This is a genomic window from Syntrophaceticus schinkii (assembly GCF_000946815.1).
Taxonomy (GTDB): Bacteria; Bacillota; DSM-12270; order Thermacetogeniales; family Thermacetogeniaceae; genus Syntrophaceticus; species Syntrophaceticus schinkii.
Map to the genome: position 1 here is coordinate 1 of NZ_CDRZ01000051.1, position 14,589 is coordinate 14,589.

A 14,589-nucleotide genomic window follows, 5' to 3' on the forward strand; every position below is an offset into this window, starting at 1 on the left:
AAAAAAAGGTAAAGGTGCCTCTGAAAATTAATAAAATATAAGGTTGGAGATTTCATGACTCCGGTTCTGTTTCCACTATCGCAGGTGCAGCTATGATAGCTGCATGGGGTCTACCTTGAATATATGCCGGAAAGATTGGGAATTTTGATGAGCCTGCTCTTGCAGTGCATTTGACTTTTTATTAATTGTTTTTTACACCAATGAATAGGAGTTGTTTAACAGAATGGGTAATCTACAAAGCTTACTTCCATATGCTCCGGCAATTGGAGCAATTTCATTGCTGTTTGCGGTTTACCTGGCAGGTAAAGTAAGTAAAGCAGATCCCGGAACTGAGACAATGGTGAAGATTTCCGGTTATATTGCCGATGGAGCGATGAGTTTCCTAAGAAAGCAGTATACTGCAATTGCTGTTTTTGTTGTAGTTGTCTTTCTGGTACTTGGATTACTGCTCCCTGCAAATTCCTGGCAAACCGCTATTTGTTTCCTGGTCGGGGCTCTTAGTTCCGCGGCCGCAGGATTTTTCGGCATGAAGGTGGCTACTAAAGCCAACGTCAGAACGACCCAGGCTGCCCGTAGTTCACAGAATGCTGCCCTGGGTATTGCCTTTTCCGGTGGAGCCGTTATGGGTATGTGTGTTACTGGTCTGGGCCTTCTGGGACTGGGCATTCTTTACATGATTTTTAGGGAGCCCACCATTGTAAATGGCTTTGCTATGGGTGGCTCCTCTATTGCTCTGTTTGGCCGTGTAGGCGGCGGTATCTATACCAAAGCTGCTGATGTGGGTGCTGATCTGGTCGGTAAAGTGGAAGCAGGACTTCCGGAAGATGATCCAAGAAACCCTGCTACAATTGCTGATAATGTAGGCGATAATGTCGGCGATGTGGCCGGTATGGGCTCTGACCTCTTTGAATCCTATGTGGGTTCTATAGTCAGTGCCATGACACTGGGTGTTTTGGCATTAGGGTTCGACGGCATTCTGCTGCCGCTGATCATTGCTGCTACCGGTATCCTTGCCTCCATCATCGGTACATTCTTTGTCAGGACAGATGAAGATTCGAATCCACTCAAGGCACTGAACCTGGGAACTACTGTCGCCAATGTCCTTTTCTTGGTTGCAGCTTTCTTCGCTGTCCGCGTGATTACACCTGGTCAACCTGGCCTATTCTGGGCTATTTTAGGTGGCATGATCGCTGGAACGCTGATCGGTTTCATAACCCAGTACTATACCGCCGCAGAATATAAACCCACACAGGGTATTGCAAAAGCAGCAACAACCGGACCAGCAACAGTGATCATTGAAGGATTAGGTGTAGGCATGTTCTCTACATTTATTCCCGTTATTTTAATCTGCGCTGCAATTATTCTGGCTTTCGTTACAGGTGGTTTATATGGAATCGCTCTGGCAGCTGTGGGTATGCTGGCCACAACCGGTATGGTAGTTGCGGTTGATGCTTATGGGCCGATCGCTGATAATGCCGGCGGAATCGCTGAGATGACTCCTGAATTACCTGAATCTGTTCGCGAAACCACTGATAAACTTGATGCAGTCGGCAATACCACTGCTGCCATCGGTAAAGGGTTTGCTATCGGATCTGCTGCCTTGACCGCGCTGGCTCTGATGGCTGCCTATGCACAGGTAGCCGGGATAAAATCCATAGACATACTCAATCCATGGGTTATTGTTGGCCTGTTGATCGGTGGTATGCTGCCCTTCTTCTTCTGCGCGATGACCATGGGCGCTGTTGGTAGAGCTGCGGGCAAAATGGTAGAAGAAGTAAGAAGACAGTTCCGGGAAATCAAGGGGTTGCTGGATGGCACAGCCACTGCTGACTATGTGAGATGTGTGGAAATCAGTACCAGTGCAGCTATAAGAGAAATGATTGCCCCTGGTTTGCTGGCCATCATCGCACCGATTCTGGTCGGATTTGGATTTAGCCTGGTTGATGCCGGTGCCGAAGCACTGGGTGGAATGCTCGCCGGCTCCATCGTATCCGGTGTCTGTTTGGCAATTATGCTGGCCAACTCCGGTGGTGCCTGGGATAACGCTAAAAAACATATTGAAGAAGGCAACTATGGCGGTAAAAATTCTCCCGCGCATGCAGCAGCAGTTGAAGGTGACACCGTTGGTGACCCATGTAAGGATACCGCCGGACCCTCCTTGAACATTCTGTTGAAGCTGATGTCCATCGTATCCCTGGTGTTTGTTGCACCGTTCTTATAAAAGATGCACTGGGGACGGTTCCTGGCGCATTTCTGGAGCGATTAATCAAATGAAGTTCATAAAGAGGCTGTCCCAATAGGGATGGCCTCTTTTCTACATGATAGACACCTACGCCGCTCAGGCGGCACCTATAGATAATGAAAACAGAAGGCCAAAGTCATGTAATAGTGTAACCAACGGAAGGCATATTCTTGGCAAATTCCAACACCCGATCTCCTTTTTCCGACCTCGGTTTTTCCTGATTACCAACATATTTATATCATTGTAATCATGAATCAACCCTGCATCTAAATCAGCTAACACCGGCAAAGATCTTAAGTAGATTCCAGAGATGGGGTCTATTTTTTATATTGACTGGCAGTGGAAAGTAAAATATTATTAGAATATCTCATGAGCACCAGTTTTTCGAAAAGGAGGGAGTTTTTTATGGGTGCAGATAAAATTACCTTTGTCAGAAATTACAGCGACCTGAGCACTGATCAGGGTTTTCAATTTGAGTTTTACTGTGACCGTTGTGGCGGTGGATTCAGAAACAGGTTTAAGCCTTCGGTAACCGGTGCTGTCTCCGGTGCCTTGGATGCGGCCAGCAGTCTTTTTGGAGGGGTTTTCGGAAAGGCCGCAAATATGGGTGAGCGGGTTCGTTCCGCCTCCTGGAAAAAGGCCCATGATGAGGCTTTTGAGGAGGCCTGTGCCCAACTGAAACCCGATTTTATCCAGTGTCCCCGCTGTTCATCCTGGGTTTGCCGCGCATCCTGCTGGAACAACAGCAAGGGGCTGTGCAAAGATTGCGCACCGGATCTGGGAGTGGAGATGGCTGCTGCCCAGGCCAACCGTTCTGTTGAGGAGGTTTGGGCTCACGCGGCGATGGCTGAGGAGGACAAAAATCTGGATAAAAAGCAGTGGCGGGAAAAAATAAGGGCATCCTGCCCTAATTGTGAAGCACCACTGGCCAGCAATGCCAAATTCTGTCCCGAATGCGGCGAAAAGCTTAAATTTCAAGAAAACTGCCCGGAGTGCGGCACAAAAATCGCCCCTGGCAGCAAATTTTGCCTTGAATGTGGACACAAGTTATAATAGAAAAAATCATTCCCCAAAACTATCCCGCAAAGTTCCTGCATTTGCGACTTTTGGGGAGAAGGTGCAGTCAACAGCCGGCTGCTTCGGAATGAATACGGTCGTAAGCCTTGAAACTAATCACCGCCAAAATGGCCATGATCACTGCTCCAATATAAGCATAGCTCCAGTTAAGATCCAGCAAGAAACCACCGAAAGCAGGGCCAACAACCCGTCCCAGGCTGTCGAACCCCTGCATAGCCCCAAGGGATCTTCCCTGATTGACAGCACCCTTTGATACCGCAGAGGAAGTTGCGGGACGGATGAGCCCCATACCGCAGCAGAACACAGCCAGGAAGATAATTGCAGTAATAATATTAAAGGAGTACAGCAGGAGTGCCAGGCCCACAGCCATGGCTGACAGCCCGATAACTATGGTTTTCTTTTCCCCCAGGCGGTTGATCATCTTGCCCACCAGCACACCCTGCAAAATCACCATTACTATACCGGCAACCATAAACGCCCATCCTGCTTCCTTGGCCCCCATACCTATTTTGTTCTGCATAAAGAGGGCATATGTAGCCTCATTCATGGAATGGGCAACACTGGCCAGGAAAAGCATGATAAAAAATTGGACCAGGGGAGTCCGCAGCTCACCCAGGATGGAACTAAGGCCACTCTCATCAGCAACATCCACTTGCTGCTGCATCCTTTTCTCCGGTGTCAGTGATTCTTTCAGCAGAATAAAAATAGTGAGCACATTGAGTATTGCCAGTCCAGCCGCAAAAAAGAAGGGAAAAGTGAAAGAAATCCCCGACAATATACCACCTAAAGCCGGCCCCATCACCATACCCAATCCCATGGAAGCACCCATTAAACCCATGCCTGAGCCGCGCTTCTCTTCTGTTGTGACATCACCGATATAGGCCATTGCTGTGGGCATCACCGCTGCAGATAGAATTCCACCGGCGATCCGTGCCACAAAAAGAAGCCATATTGCATGTGCCAAACCATAAAGGATGAAGCTGACCGCGTAACCCGTGATACCTAACATCAGCAGTGGCTTTCTTCCCACCTTATCAGAGTATCTTCCCCAGATGGGGGCAAAAATAAACTGGCAGAGTGCATAGACAGTAAGCAATAACCCTAATTGGAAAGCACTGGCACCCATGCTTTTCACATAGTAAGGAAACACCGGAATGATAATCCCATTGCCCAGCATCATTAAAAATAGCGCAAAAAACACCAGGAAAAAGCTTTTCTTATCTTCCGTTGTTAACACCTCATTTGCATTATATTTTTATACTATACAGGCGTAACATAAAGGAATAAACAGGCAATTACTATCATAGTAATTCATTGGCGGACATAGGATATACTCGACCGCATAGTCAGCAGTGATTCCAAAATTTATCGCTGGTCTTCTGTAGAGCAACACGCCTGGAATTTTTTTTGGTTAACACCGTAAGTATTCTCTACTGAACTGCATATTCCTGTTGTAAAACAAAAAAACCCCCAGTACTGAGCCAACCGGGGGTTTTGCCAATAAGTTTTAACTGTCGTCACCCTTCAGATAGCGATCAATCGCAGCAGCAGCCCTTTTACCGGCACCCATAGCTGAAATAACTGTGGCAGCACCGGTTACAATATCCCCACCGGCGTAAACTCCAGGCTTAGTAGTCAATCCAGTTTCAGGGTCTGCAACCAGAATACCGCGCCAGCCTGTCTCCAGGTCAGGTGTGGTTTGGGAGATCAGCGGGTTGGGGCTGTTACCGATAGCCATGACCACTGTATCCATCTCCATGATGAATTCGGAGCCCTCAATCGGTACAGGGCGTCTCCGTCCTGATTCATCAGCTTCTCCTAATTCAAACTTGATGCACTCCAGGGCTTTTACCCATCCATCTTCTCCGATAATCCTGGTAGGAGCGCATAAAAGATTCAATTTGACGCCCTCTTCCACGGCATGCTCGATCTCTTCGGCACGCGCAGGCATCTCTTTTTCAGAGCGCCGGTAGATGATGTAGACCTCCTCTGCTCCCAGGCGCAGAGCACACCGGGCGCTGTCCATGGCCACATTGCCACCGCCGATTACCGCTGCCAGTTTCCCTACTTTGATGGGTGTATCGTATTCGGGAAACTGGTAGGCCTTCATTAAATTTGTCCGCGTCAGAAATTCATTGGCTGAATAAACACCGTTCAGGTTCTCCCCCGGGATATTCATAAAGTTCGGCAGTCCTGCTCCGGTACCGATAAACACCGCGTTATAGCCGTCTGCCAGCAGTTCATCAACCGACTGTATTCTTCCGATCAGTGAATCTACCTTGAGATCAACCCCCAGTCCTTTGATGTAGTCGATCTCACCCTTGACGATCTCTTTTGGCAGGCGGAATTGTGGGATTCCATAGATCAGTACTCCACCTGGATCATGTAAGGCTTCAAACATGGTAACCCCGTACCCCAGCTTGGCCAGGTCTGCGGCAACTGTAAGGCCGGCTGGCCCTGAGCCGACAACAGCCACTTTTTTGCCCTGTGGTTCAGGAAGCGGCGGTGTCTCAACACCGCACTCCCGCTCTCGGTCAGCCACAAAACGCTCCAAGCGGCCGATGGCTACCGACTCGCCTTTTTTCCCTAAAGCACAGTATTTTTCGCACTGCGCTTCCTGTGGACAGACGCGGCCGCAAATAGCCGGAAGGTTATTTGATTCCTTTACCTTTTTGGCGGCACCCAAAAAGTCCCTTTCTTTGATCAGTTCGATAAAGCCGGGAATATCCACACCCACCGGGCAGCCGCTGCTGCATGGCTTTTTCTTGCAGTTCAAACAGCGCTCAGCCTCGGCTACTGCCTGCTCCTCTGTATAGCCAAGAGCAACTTCATCAAAGTTGTGGATTCGCACATTAGGTTCTTGTGTTCGCATTACTTCACGGGTTTTTTTACGGGTTTTTTTTTGTTGTCATTTTGTGTTACCCCCTGCATTTGCATTGATGCCAGTGTTCTTTTGAGTCTTGTTCCTCCTGGCAGTACATCTTTTGCCTCTCCAACAGCTGATCGAAATCTACTTGATGGGCATCAAAGTCCGGGCCGTCTACACAGGCGAACTTGCTGGTCTCCCCTACTGATACACGGCAGCCGCCACACATGCCTGTCCCATCAACCATGATCGGGTTAAGACTGACAAAGGTTTTGATTCCATGACCCCTGGTCAGCTCAGCAACCGCCCGCATCATAGGAACGGGGCCAATGGCAAAGACGAGATCAATTTGCTCCCCGGACTCCAAGAGATCACACAAAATATCTGTAACCAGACCCTGGTTTCCGCGGGAACCATCATCGGTCACTATGTGAAAATGATCACTGACTGAATTCATCTCTTCTTCATAAAAAAGCATCTTCTCGTTGCGCGCTCCGATGATGGAGATAACTTGATTGCCTGCTTCATGCAGTGCTCGTGCTATGGGATAGATAGGCGCAACTCCCACTCCTCCACCTATGCAGACCGCTTTTCCGTATTTCTTGATCTCTGACGGCTGACCAAGGGGACCCAAAAAATTCAGGATAGATTCCCCTTCTTTCAGTGTCGCCAGTTCTTCTGTCGACTTGCCAACCACCTGAAAAACTATGGTTATCGTGCCTTGTGCCCTATCAAAGTCTGCTATGGTCATCGGTATTCTTTCCCCATGATCGTGTATGCGCAGTATGACAAACTGGCCGGCCTGTGCCTTTTTGGCAATCTCCGGGGCCGCAATACGCATCAGCTTGATCGTCGAGGAGAGATCTTTTCTTTCTATTATCCTGTACATCCTGGACACTACCTCCAATCTTCATGAATATTACTGCAAACCACAATGCTGCTAATTACTCTTCCTGTACTCCCCAAAATGTAGCTGGTCACTGGACCCTGATCATACCCCTTTTATAAATCGTCTGAGCCGCATCACTGGAATGCTTGACGTTGTTCAGCTGCACCAATCTGGTAACAAGTGAAGACTGGTTGATCAGCACCCTGTCCCCCCGTTGAATTTCTACATCCTCAGCACCATCAAGACAGAGGAAAGCACTGTAATCGGACCTTAATTGAAGAGCGATCTGCTCAGAAGAACTGACAACCAGTGCCCTGGCCTCTGACAACTGTGGGCATATGGGGGTAATCACCAATGCTTTAAGTGCTGCATCCAAAATTGGTCCCCCCGCAGAGTATGAGTAGGCGGTGGACCCGGTAGGTGTAGCACAGATCACCCCATCCCCCAGATAGTTTGTATAATGTTTACCATTCACCTGAAGTGTTAACAAAATGGTATGGGATGTATTAGTTCTAACTACAGCATCATTGACGGCCAATCCGCAGAAGAGTTCCCGTTCACCCCTTTTGAGGGAAACCTCGATCATGATCCTCTCTTCCAGGCCAAACTCCCAATTTAAGAGGTCATCTAGATATCCCATCAACTGGTCGGGTTCGATGCTGCTCAAAAAACCCACTGTACCCATATTGACACCCAGTATGGGGGTACCCCTGTAAGCATAGCAGCGAGCGGTCTTGAGCAGTGTGCCATCTCCCCCTAAAACCATCACCAGATCCGCCTGGGGGCAGTTGTCTTCTGCAATCTGGTAGAAACTCAGGATGCTGGATGATGACCCCCGTGAGGAGAGTTCATCACCAACCTTTCGGGCAAGACTGTATGCTTTATGGTCATCCTTGTAGACTATTGCTATCTGCAACGGAAACCAGCCCTCCCCACCGCTGATCAATGTAATTAAAGAAGCCGGAGCGAGAATTCCCGTCCCGGCCTGTTTTCGCTCTTAGCAATGTTCGATAATCTCTTCAACAATGATTGTAACATTTAAATTCTAACTGGTATAGGGGGTGCGGGCGTCATAAAGTTGTCCCCGTGGCAGCTGTTTAATGAGCTGTCACGGGGACTGGTCTTTTGTCAGCTGTCCAAGTGTCAGCCTGTTAAAGAGACTATCCTTTTAAACCGGCAAGAAAGCGGTTCTTCTAGTAAAGACCTAATTTATCCTCAGAGAGGCTGATGAAGATATTTTTCTTCTGGGTGTAGTGGTCGAGCATCATGTGGTGTGTCTCTCTGCCGATACCGGATTTCTTGTAGCCGCCGAAGGGGGCATGTGCCGGCAGGTTGTTGTAATTATTGATCCACATACGGCCGGTTTCCACTGCTCTTGCCACCCGAAGTGCCCTGTTGATATCCTTGGTCCAAACAGCGCCACCAAGGCCGTACTCGCTGTCATTGGCCATCTTGATAACTTCTTCTTCGTCCTTGAACTTGATGAAGACAACCACTGGCCCAAAGATCTCTTCCTGGGCAACTCGCATATCATTAGTTACATCAGCGAGAATAGTCGGCCTCATGAAAGCACCCTTGTCCAGGCCATTTTCGGTAACGCGCATACCACCGCAGGCCACCTTTGCGCCTTCCTTCTTGCCAATTTCCACATAATCAAGAATTTTGTTGAGCTGGCCCTCATTGACCTGGGCTCCCATCACTGTATCCTTTTCCCAGGGGAGACCAACCTTCACATTGTTAAAGGCCTCAACACATTCTGCCAGGAATTTATCGTAGATGTCTTCATGAACAAAGACACGGGAACCTGCACAGCAGACCTGGCCCTGGTTGAAGAGAATACCCATCTGTACTCCCTCAATGGCTTTATCCCATGGAATATCCGGGAAATAGATGTTGGCAGACTTTCCGCCCAATTCTAAAGTAGCAGGTATCAATTTTTTGGCGGCAGCATCCGCAATATCGTAACCAACTTCCGTAGACCCGGTAAAGGCAAGCTTGGTAAACCCTTCATGCTCTCGCATGTAGTTTCCTGTTGTTGAGCCGCGGCCAGTGACAACATTAACTACACCTGGAGGTAATACCTGATCCAGAAGTTTCGCGAATTCCAAAATACTCAAAGATGTGGTGGAGGACGGCTTGATCACAACACAGTCCCCTGCTGCCAGAGCCGGAGCGATCTTCCAGGCAGCCATCAAGAAGGGGAAGTTCCAGGGAATGATCTGGCCGACAACACCGATGGGCTCTCTTAGGATAATGCTCATATGGTTATCATCGATCATCACAGCAGAACCCTCTTCAACTCTGATGGCACCGGCAAAATAGCGGAAGTGGTCAGATCCCAAGGGAACGTCGATGGCGGTTGTTTCCCGGATCGGCTTTCCGTTATCAAGGGTTTCCACCATAGCCAGCTTTTCAGCGTTTTCATCGATCAGGTCAGCTATCTTTAAGAGCATTGCCGACCGTTCCGCCGGGCTGGTTTTCTTCCAGGACTCAAAAGCCTTCCAGGCAGCCTTTACTGCTGCGTCAACATCTTCTTTTCCAGCATCGGCAACGGTTGCGAGAAATTCGCCATTTGCCGGGTTGTAGGTTTTGAAGGTTTTACCGTCCTGAGCATCCACCCATTTCCCATCAATATACATTTTGTAGCAATCATCAATCGGTTTTTGCATGTGTTCTTCCCTCCGTAAAATTTTTTAAGTCATCATTGATTTCACGTAGATCCCACTTGCAGCTACAAACCTTTCTCTTTTCTCACCCCCATTTGTCAAATGATCTATCAAAAACATAATACAAAAGCTAGACCGGCAGGGGCGCGGGCCTAGCTTTTATCCGCAGCAATCCCCTTTCCGCAATTGAGGCATCCGTTTCCAGATGTATCCTCACGAAATGATAGCCATAGTTCTCTGGCTTTAGGCTTGTGGGTCGGAGAATTATCTACAATGTATAGTTGCAATATCCATGCCAGCCCCTGCCGAACAGCCTTCATTCGGGATAAAACCATGATTCTAACAGAAATCCTGGCCACGGCCGGGATAAACTGTTCACTGTTTGTAAATATTCTAATCATGATTGTAAAGCTATTGTTACACTTTGTTACAGTTTACTGCAATGAACACGCACAATAAAACGGGGAAATCTGGAAGAGAGCAGGAGCTCAAGCAGGAATTTTATTATTAATGTCGAAAAAATAAAAGGGACCACAAAACAACAACTGATATTGACAACTCCGACTAATTTCCATACTAATTAAATGCTTTCCAACAAGAGTTCATACTTTCTTTACACTAACTAAAACAATTTCAAATTTCCTGGACTGGCAGCCTGAAACCCCTGAAGTTCGGTTATTTGATTGATACCACCATCTCTACTAGAGAGGGAGACAAAAGATGCAAACAACTGACCAACAGGATGTTACCAGTATAGCAACAGCATGGTTGAAGTTTATTGAAACCGGCACCATTGACAGTGCAGTTGTGCGGTCTGAGATAGCTGATTCCTGGCTGCGCTCCTATCGCGCCGGGATTGATCCCGCTCACGGCATCAGCGATCATTTGCTGAGCGGTAATGCCCTGGAAGAACTGCTTGAGAAACGCAGCGACCTGATCAATATCGCCAGGACCTTTATGACAAACCTTTACCAGTTTGTTGCGGGTTCTGGTTTCATTGTCATCCTATCTGATGAAAGAGGATTCATCATGGAAATAATGGGGGATAACGATACCCTGGCTAACGCTGCGAAGTTAAACTTGATCAAGGGTGCCAGTTGGGCTGAAGAAGTGGCAGGTACAAACGGATTAGGCACCGCCCTGGCCATTAAAAAACCGGTTCAGGTTTCCGGATATGAGCACTACTGCCAGCAAACCCAATCCTGGACCTGTTCAGCTGCCCCAATTTATGATAAAAATACTGTGATCGGTGCACTGCAGATGTCAGGCCCATCATCAAGAACCCACCTGCATACCCTGGGCATGGTTGTAGCCGCTGTGGAAGCCATCGAGTATGAAATGAGGGTCCATAAACAAAACCGTGACCTCGTCTTGCTCAACAACCATCTTAATAATATCTTCCTCACAGTATCTGACGGAGTAATTAGTTGTCAATAAAAAGGGTATAATAAGGCAGATCAACCGGTAGTAGAAAGGTTCATTAAAACCACGGACCAGGAGATACGCGGAAGTGAAATCAATACCTTGATCGATAAGGCACCGGTAATCGACCAAATGCTTCACCAGGGAGAGTCCTACTTCGATACAGAGGTCACAGTTACTGCAGGTGCTCGCACAGAACGCTTTCTTTCCACAGGGAAACCGATCAAGGATGAACTGGGGGAAATCACCGGGGGTGTCATTTTCCTTAAGCCCATCAACAGGATCAAGAAACTGGTTAACCGCTTCAGCGGCGCTCATGCCACCTTCCACTTCGAAGACATTCTGGGCAACAGCCCTCATATCCGGGAAGCAGTACGCATCGCTTCCCGTGCCGCAGAGAGCGACAGCAGTGTGCTGCTCTCCGGAGAGAGTGGCACAGGAAAAGAGGTCTTCGCCCAGGCCATACACAATAAAAGCCCTCGTTATGAAGGGCCCTTCGTTGCTGTCAACTGTGGGGCGATCCCCAGAGACCTGATCGCCAGTGAACTCTTTGGGTATGAAGAGGGAGCATTTACCGGTGCCCAGCGAGGAGGACGGACAGGGAAGTTTGAACTGGCATCAGGTGGCACCCTGTTCCTTGACGAAATCGGGGATATGCCCCTGGAACAGCAGGTAGCTCTACTGCGGGTACTTCAGAATAAACAGATCACACGCATCGGAGGAAGTAAGGTGATTGTTGTGGATGTGCGCATCATCTGCGCCTCCAATCACAATCTTCAATCAGAAGTAGCCAGAGGTAATTTCCGCCAGGACCTCTACTATAGGCTCAATGTTATCTCTGTTAAACTCCCACCGCTCAGGGAGCGTCAGGAAGACATCCCTCTCATCTTTGACCACTTCCTGAGGGAAACCAGTCATAAGTTGGGGATTAAGGTAAACTTCGTTGATCCGGCAGTGATCACTTACCTGCAGCAGTATCACTGGCCAGGCAATATCCGGGAACTTCAAAATGTCGTCGAGAGAATGATCAATCTGGCAACAGAAGGGGTGATCGGTCTGGAGCAGATCCCAAAAGAAATATTTCTTCCCTCTGCCAGCCCCTATCCAGAAAAAAAAACAGCCGCCTACATCAGGCAGCGATAGCAAACAAATCAAAGAAATACTGGCAGAGAAAGAACGCCAGGAGATCATCTCCACCTTACTGAGGAACAAAGGCAATATCAGCCAAACAGCAAGGGACCTGGATGTTTCCCGTCCCACCATATACCGCAAGATGAGGAAGCTGAAGATAAATATCTAACCACCAACTATGCAGGTGATAGTTGACTCAACTTACGGACAAGGCTGGACAGTGTTTCTATCACAAAGGTGATCTCTTCTTCAGCATTTGACCTGCCCAGTGAGAGACGAATCGCCCCATTCAGGTACTGCTCCGGCAAACCCAGTGAGCGCAGCACATGGGAGGGTTCCCCGGTTCCTGAACTGCAGGCGGATCCCGCTGAAACCGCAATCCCGGCCAGATCTAACCCCCAAAGAAGTGATTCCCCCTCTATATTGTCAAAGGCAAAGTTGACATTATGGGGTAAACGATATTGGCGGTGCCCGTTCAGCCGCACCCCGGGTATCTCCTCTTCGATTCCCCGAATCAGGGCATCCCGCATCTTTTCCAGGCGCTGCAATTCAGCGTCCATATCGCGCTGAGCGATAACTGCTGCCTGCCCCAAACCTGCGATTCCAGGTAGATTCTGTGTACCTGACGCGATACCCCCCTTCCTGCCCTCCACCACGCAGCGGAGGTGCGAAGGGTGTGCCTCGCCGCACATACAGTGCCCCCACCCCTTTTGGCCCATAAAACTTGTGGCCTGAAAGGGAGAGGAGATCTACACCTAACTGCTTTACATCCAGCGGGATATGCCCGACGGTCTGCACAGCATCCACATGGAAAGGTATCCCGTTTTCTCGGGCGATAGAGGCTATCTCTGCCACCGGTTCTATAGTTCCCACTTCATTATTGGCATGCATGATCGAAATAAGTGCTGTTTCCTTTTTGATAGCCCGCCTTACATCATCCGGATCAACTAGTCCATCACTGTCCACCGGCAGATAAGTAACACTGCAGTCAAGATGCTCGGCCAGGCAGGCACAGGTGTTCAGCACAGCATGATGCTCTATGGATGAGGTAATGATATGAGAGCCGCGCCCTTTATGGGAGCATACAACCCCCCCACAGCGCCAGGTTATCAGACTCTGTCCCCCCACTGGTAAAAAATATCTCTTCCGGCCGGGCACAGATGAGACCTGCCACCTCTTTGCGCGCTTTCTCCAGAAGGCCTTTGGCCTCCCTACCGATGGCATAAGGGCTGGAAGGATTTCCGAAACAATTATTCATCACATCACACATTATAGCAGCTACTTCATGATGAACAGGCGTTGTGGCCGCATGGTCGAGGTAGATCATGATCTACCCCTCTTACTGCCGGGAACTTCCCGCGGCAGATACATAGTTCGCCAGGAATCACCGGAACATCTTGCAGGTGAAACCTTTCCCTCCACAGCCCGTCTGTACAGATAATCCTGCATCGCTTCGTAAAGAGCATCAGCAGCCATATTGGAGCAGTGCCTTTTCTCCGGCGGCAGTCCACCCAGTGCCTTTTCCACAACCTCATTGGTGATCTCCATGGCATCAAGAAGAGTCTTCCCCTCCGCCAGTGTGGCGGTCATACTGCAGCAGGCAATAGCCACCGGACACCCCTTGACCTCATAGCGCACTTGTACCAGGCGGTTATCCCGTATTTTGACATAAAATCGAAAAACATCCCCACAGCCCTCTGCTATAGTGGCCATCCCATCCGCATCAGGAATACTCCCTGTACAGCGCGGGTTTTGGAAATGCTCTAAGACCTTGGGACCATACATTATGCAATTCCCTTCCTTTTTGTTGATCTATAACTTCTCTTACTATTTTGGGCTTATGCCCGGAATATTGCAAGCCTTTTTGATAAATATTATACCAGATTTACATCCACCCCCGCCCATTTCATGGGAGCGAAGATTTCAAAGGGAACTGTTCGACCTGCAGTGCCATGTTTGTGACTCATGCAGTCGCGCCTGATTATCTTCTTGCAGTGAGAAGATATCCCCTGGCACTGTCAGAGATTTCGATACTGGCAAATCCCGCCTGCTGAAACATAGCCTTCATCTCATCATCATCTGGCAGCATGTCCTCTCCCACCACACCGCCGAACGACCGGTGCATAGCATTCATATCCTCCCTGCTCGCAGTATGGCATACTGTTACTCTGCCTCCCGGTTTCAGAATGCGCATCATCTCCTTTACTGCGACTTCTTTATCTTGAAAATGGGGAAAACAAGAGTTGCAGATCATTTCATCAAAGGAATTGTCCTCAAAGGGGTATTAACAATATCC

12 protein-coding genes and 2 pseudogenes are annotated in these 14,589 nt (G+C 48.8%); 5 read left to right on the plus strand and 9 right to left on the minus strand.

What is annotated here, in order from left to right; translation table 11 throughout:
* Positions 1–223 precede the first annotated feature (223 nt).
* Positions 224–2,221 (plus strand): sodium-translocating pyrophosphatase, encoded by a 1,998-nt coding sequence (locus SSCH_RS03705; protein WP_044664302.1) that lies wholly within the window; start codon positions 224–226, stop codon positions 2,219–2,221.
* Positions 2,222–2,647: 426 nt separating this feature from the next.
* Positions 2,648–3,295, plus strand: a complete 648-nt coding sequence (locus SSCH_RS03710) for a zinc ribbon domain-containing protein (RefSeq protein ID WP_044664303.1) — start codon at positions 2,648–2,650, stop codon at positions 3,293–3,295.
* A gap of 70 nt (positions 3,296–3,365) precedes the next feature.
* On the opposite strand, the gene SSCH_RS03715 is transcribed toward SSCH_RS03710, so the two are convergent.
* The 5 genes from SSCH_RS03715 to SSCH_RS03735 all read right to left on the minus strand — a co-directional run bounded on the left by SSCH_RS03715 (position 3,366) and on the right by SSCH_RS03735 (position 9,743).
* The gene (locus tag SSCH_RS03715; protein ID WP_052835270.1) at positions 3,366–4,556 is read right to left on the minus strand and encodes an MFS transporter; all 1,191 of its coding nucleotides are present in this window, start codon (positions 4,554–4,556) and stop codon (positions 3,366–3,368) included.
* A gap of 270 nt (positions 4,557–4,826) precedes the next feature.
* Positions 4,827–6,191 carry an NADPH-dependent glutamate synthase gene (gene gltA, locus SSCH_RS03720; protein WP_044664304.1) on the minus strand — a complete coding sequence of 455 codons (1,365 nt, stop codon included), beginning with the start codon at positions 6,189–6,191 and terminating at the stop codon, positions 4,827–4,829.
* Positions 6,192–6,237: 46 nt separating this feature from the next.
* Positions 6,238–7,074, minus strand: coding sequence for a sulfide/dihydroorotate dehydrogenase-like FAD/NAD-binding protein (locus tag SSCH_RS03725; RefSeq protein ID WP_044664305.1), 837 nt, complete (start codon positions 7,072–7,074; stop codon positions 6,238–6,240).
* Between the two features lie 88 nt (positions 7,075–7,162).
* Positions 7,163–7,990, minus strand: coding sequence for an NAD(+)/NADH kinase (locus tag SSCH_RS03730; protein WP_052835272.1), 828 nt, complete (start codon positions 7,988–7,990; stop codon positions 7,163–7,165).
* Between the two features lie 277 nt (positions 7,991–8,267).
* Positions 8,268–9,743 (minus strand): aldehyde dehydrogenase family protein, encoded by a 1,476-nt coding sequence (locus SSCH_RS03735; protein WP_044664306.1) that lies wholly within the window; start codon positions 9,741–9,743, stop codon positions 8,268–8,270.
* A 717-nt stretch (positions 9,744–10,460) separates the two neighbouring features.
* Here SSCH_RS03735 and SSCH_RS19910 point away from each other — a divergent pair.
* From SSCH_RS19910 to SSCH_RS19920, 3 genes are all read left to right on the plus strand, one after another.
* On the plus strand, positions 10,461–11,177 hold the full coding sequence (locus SSCH_RS19910; RefSeq protein ID WP_232294203.1) for a sigma-54-dependent Fis family transcriptional regulator: 717 nt from the start codon (positions 10,461–10,463) through the stop codon (positions 11,175–11,177).
* Positions 11,178–11,264: 87 nt separating this feature from the next.
* Positions 11,265–12,305, plus strand: a complete 1,041-nt coding sequence (locus SSCH_RS19915; protein WP_232294204.1) for a sigma-54 interaction domain-containing protein — start codon at positions 11,265–11,267, stop codon at positions 12,303–12,305.
* Positions 12,306–12,381: 76 nt separating this feature from the next.
* Positions 12,382–12,462 (plus strand): helix-turn-helix domain-containing protein, encoded by an 81-nt coding sequence (locus tag SSCH_RS19920; RefSeq protein ID WP_232294205.1) that lies wholly within the window; start codon positions 12,382–12,384, stop codon positions 12,460–12,462.
* 7 nt (positions 12,463–12,469) lie between these two features.
* Here the strand turns inward: SSCH_RS19920 and SSCH_RS03750 are convergent.
* The 4 genes and pseudogenes from SSCH_RS03750 to SSCH_RS03760 all read right to left on the minus strand — a co-directional run.
* Positions 12,470–13,451 (minus strand): annotated as a pseudogene (locus SSCH_RS03750) (cysteine desulfurase family protein).
* Positions 13,366–13,620 carry an aminotransferase class V-fold PLP-dependent enzyme gene (locus SSCH_RS21670; RefSeq protein WP_408645685.1) on the minus strand — a complete coding sequence of 85 codons (255 nt, stop codon included), beginning with the start codon at positions 13,618–13,620 and terminating at the stop codon, positions 13,366–13,368. Before SSCH_RS21670 ends, SSCH_RS03750 begins: the two are co-directional and overlap by 86 nt.
* Positions 13,617–14,078: an iron-sulfur cluster assembly scaffold protein gene (locus SSCH_RS03755; protein WP_044664308.1), complete on the minus strand. Its 462-nt coding sequence runs from the start codon at positions 14,076–14,078 to the stop codon at positions 13,617–13,619. Before SSCH_RS03755 ends, SSCH_RS21670 begins: the two co-directional genes overlap by 4 nt.
* A 196-nt stretch (positions 14,079–14,274) precedes the next feature.
* Positions 14,275–14,562: pseudogene (locus SSCH_RS03760) on the minus strand (class I SAM-dependent methyltransferase); the annotation flags it as partial.
* Positions 14,563–14,589 lie beyond the last annotated feature (27 nt).

What these genes read in the sequence shown, in the direction of transcription:
- SSCH_RS03705 (WP_044664302.1), top strand. Translation starts at nt 224, where the DNA reads ATGGGTAATCTACAAAGCTTACTTCCATATGCTCCGGCAATTGGAGCA.
- SSCH_RS03710 (WP_044664303.1), top strand. Translation starts at nt 2,648, where the DNA reads ATGGGTGCAGATAAAATTACCTTTGTCAGAAATTACAGCGACCTGAGC.
- gltA (WP_044664304.1), bottom strand. Translation starts at nt 6,191, where the DNA reads ATGCGAACACAAGAACCTAATGTGCGAATCCACAACTTTGATGAAGTT.
- SSCH_RS03725 (WP_044664305.1), bottom strand. Translation starts at nt 7,074, where the DNA reads ATGTACAGGATAATAGAAAGAAAAGATCTCTCCTCGACGATCAAGCTG.
- SSCH_RS03735 (WP_044664306.1), bottom strand. Translation starts at nt 9,743, where the DNA reads ATGCAAAAACCGATTGATGATTGCTACAAAATGTATATTGATGGGAAA.
- SSCH_RS19910 (WP_232294203.1), top strand. Translation starts at nt 10,461, where the DNA reads ATGCAAACAACTGACCAACAGGATGTTACCAGTATAGCAACAGCATGG.
- SSCH_RS21670 (WP_408645685.1), bottom strand. Translation starts at nt 13,620, where the DNA reads ATGATCTACCTCGACCATGCGGCCACAACGCCTGTTCATCATGAAGTA.
- SSCH_RS03755 (WP_044664308.1), bottom strand. Translation starts at nt 14,078, where the DNA reads ATGTATGGTCCCAAGGTCTTAGAGCATTTCCAAAACCCGCGCTGTACA.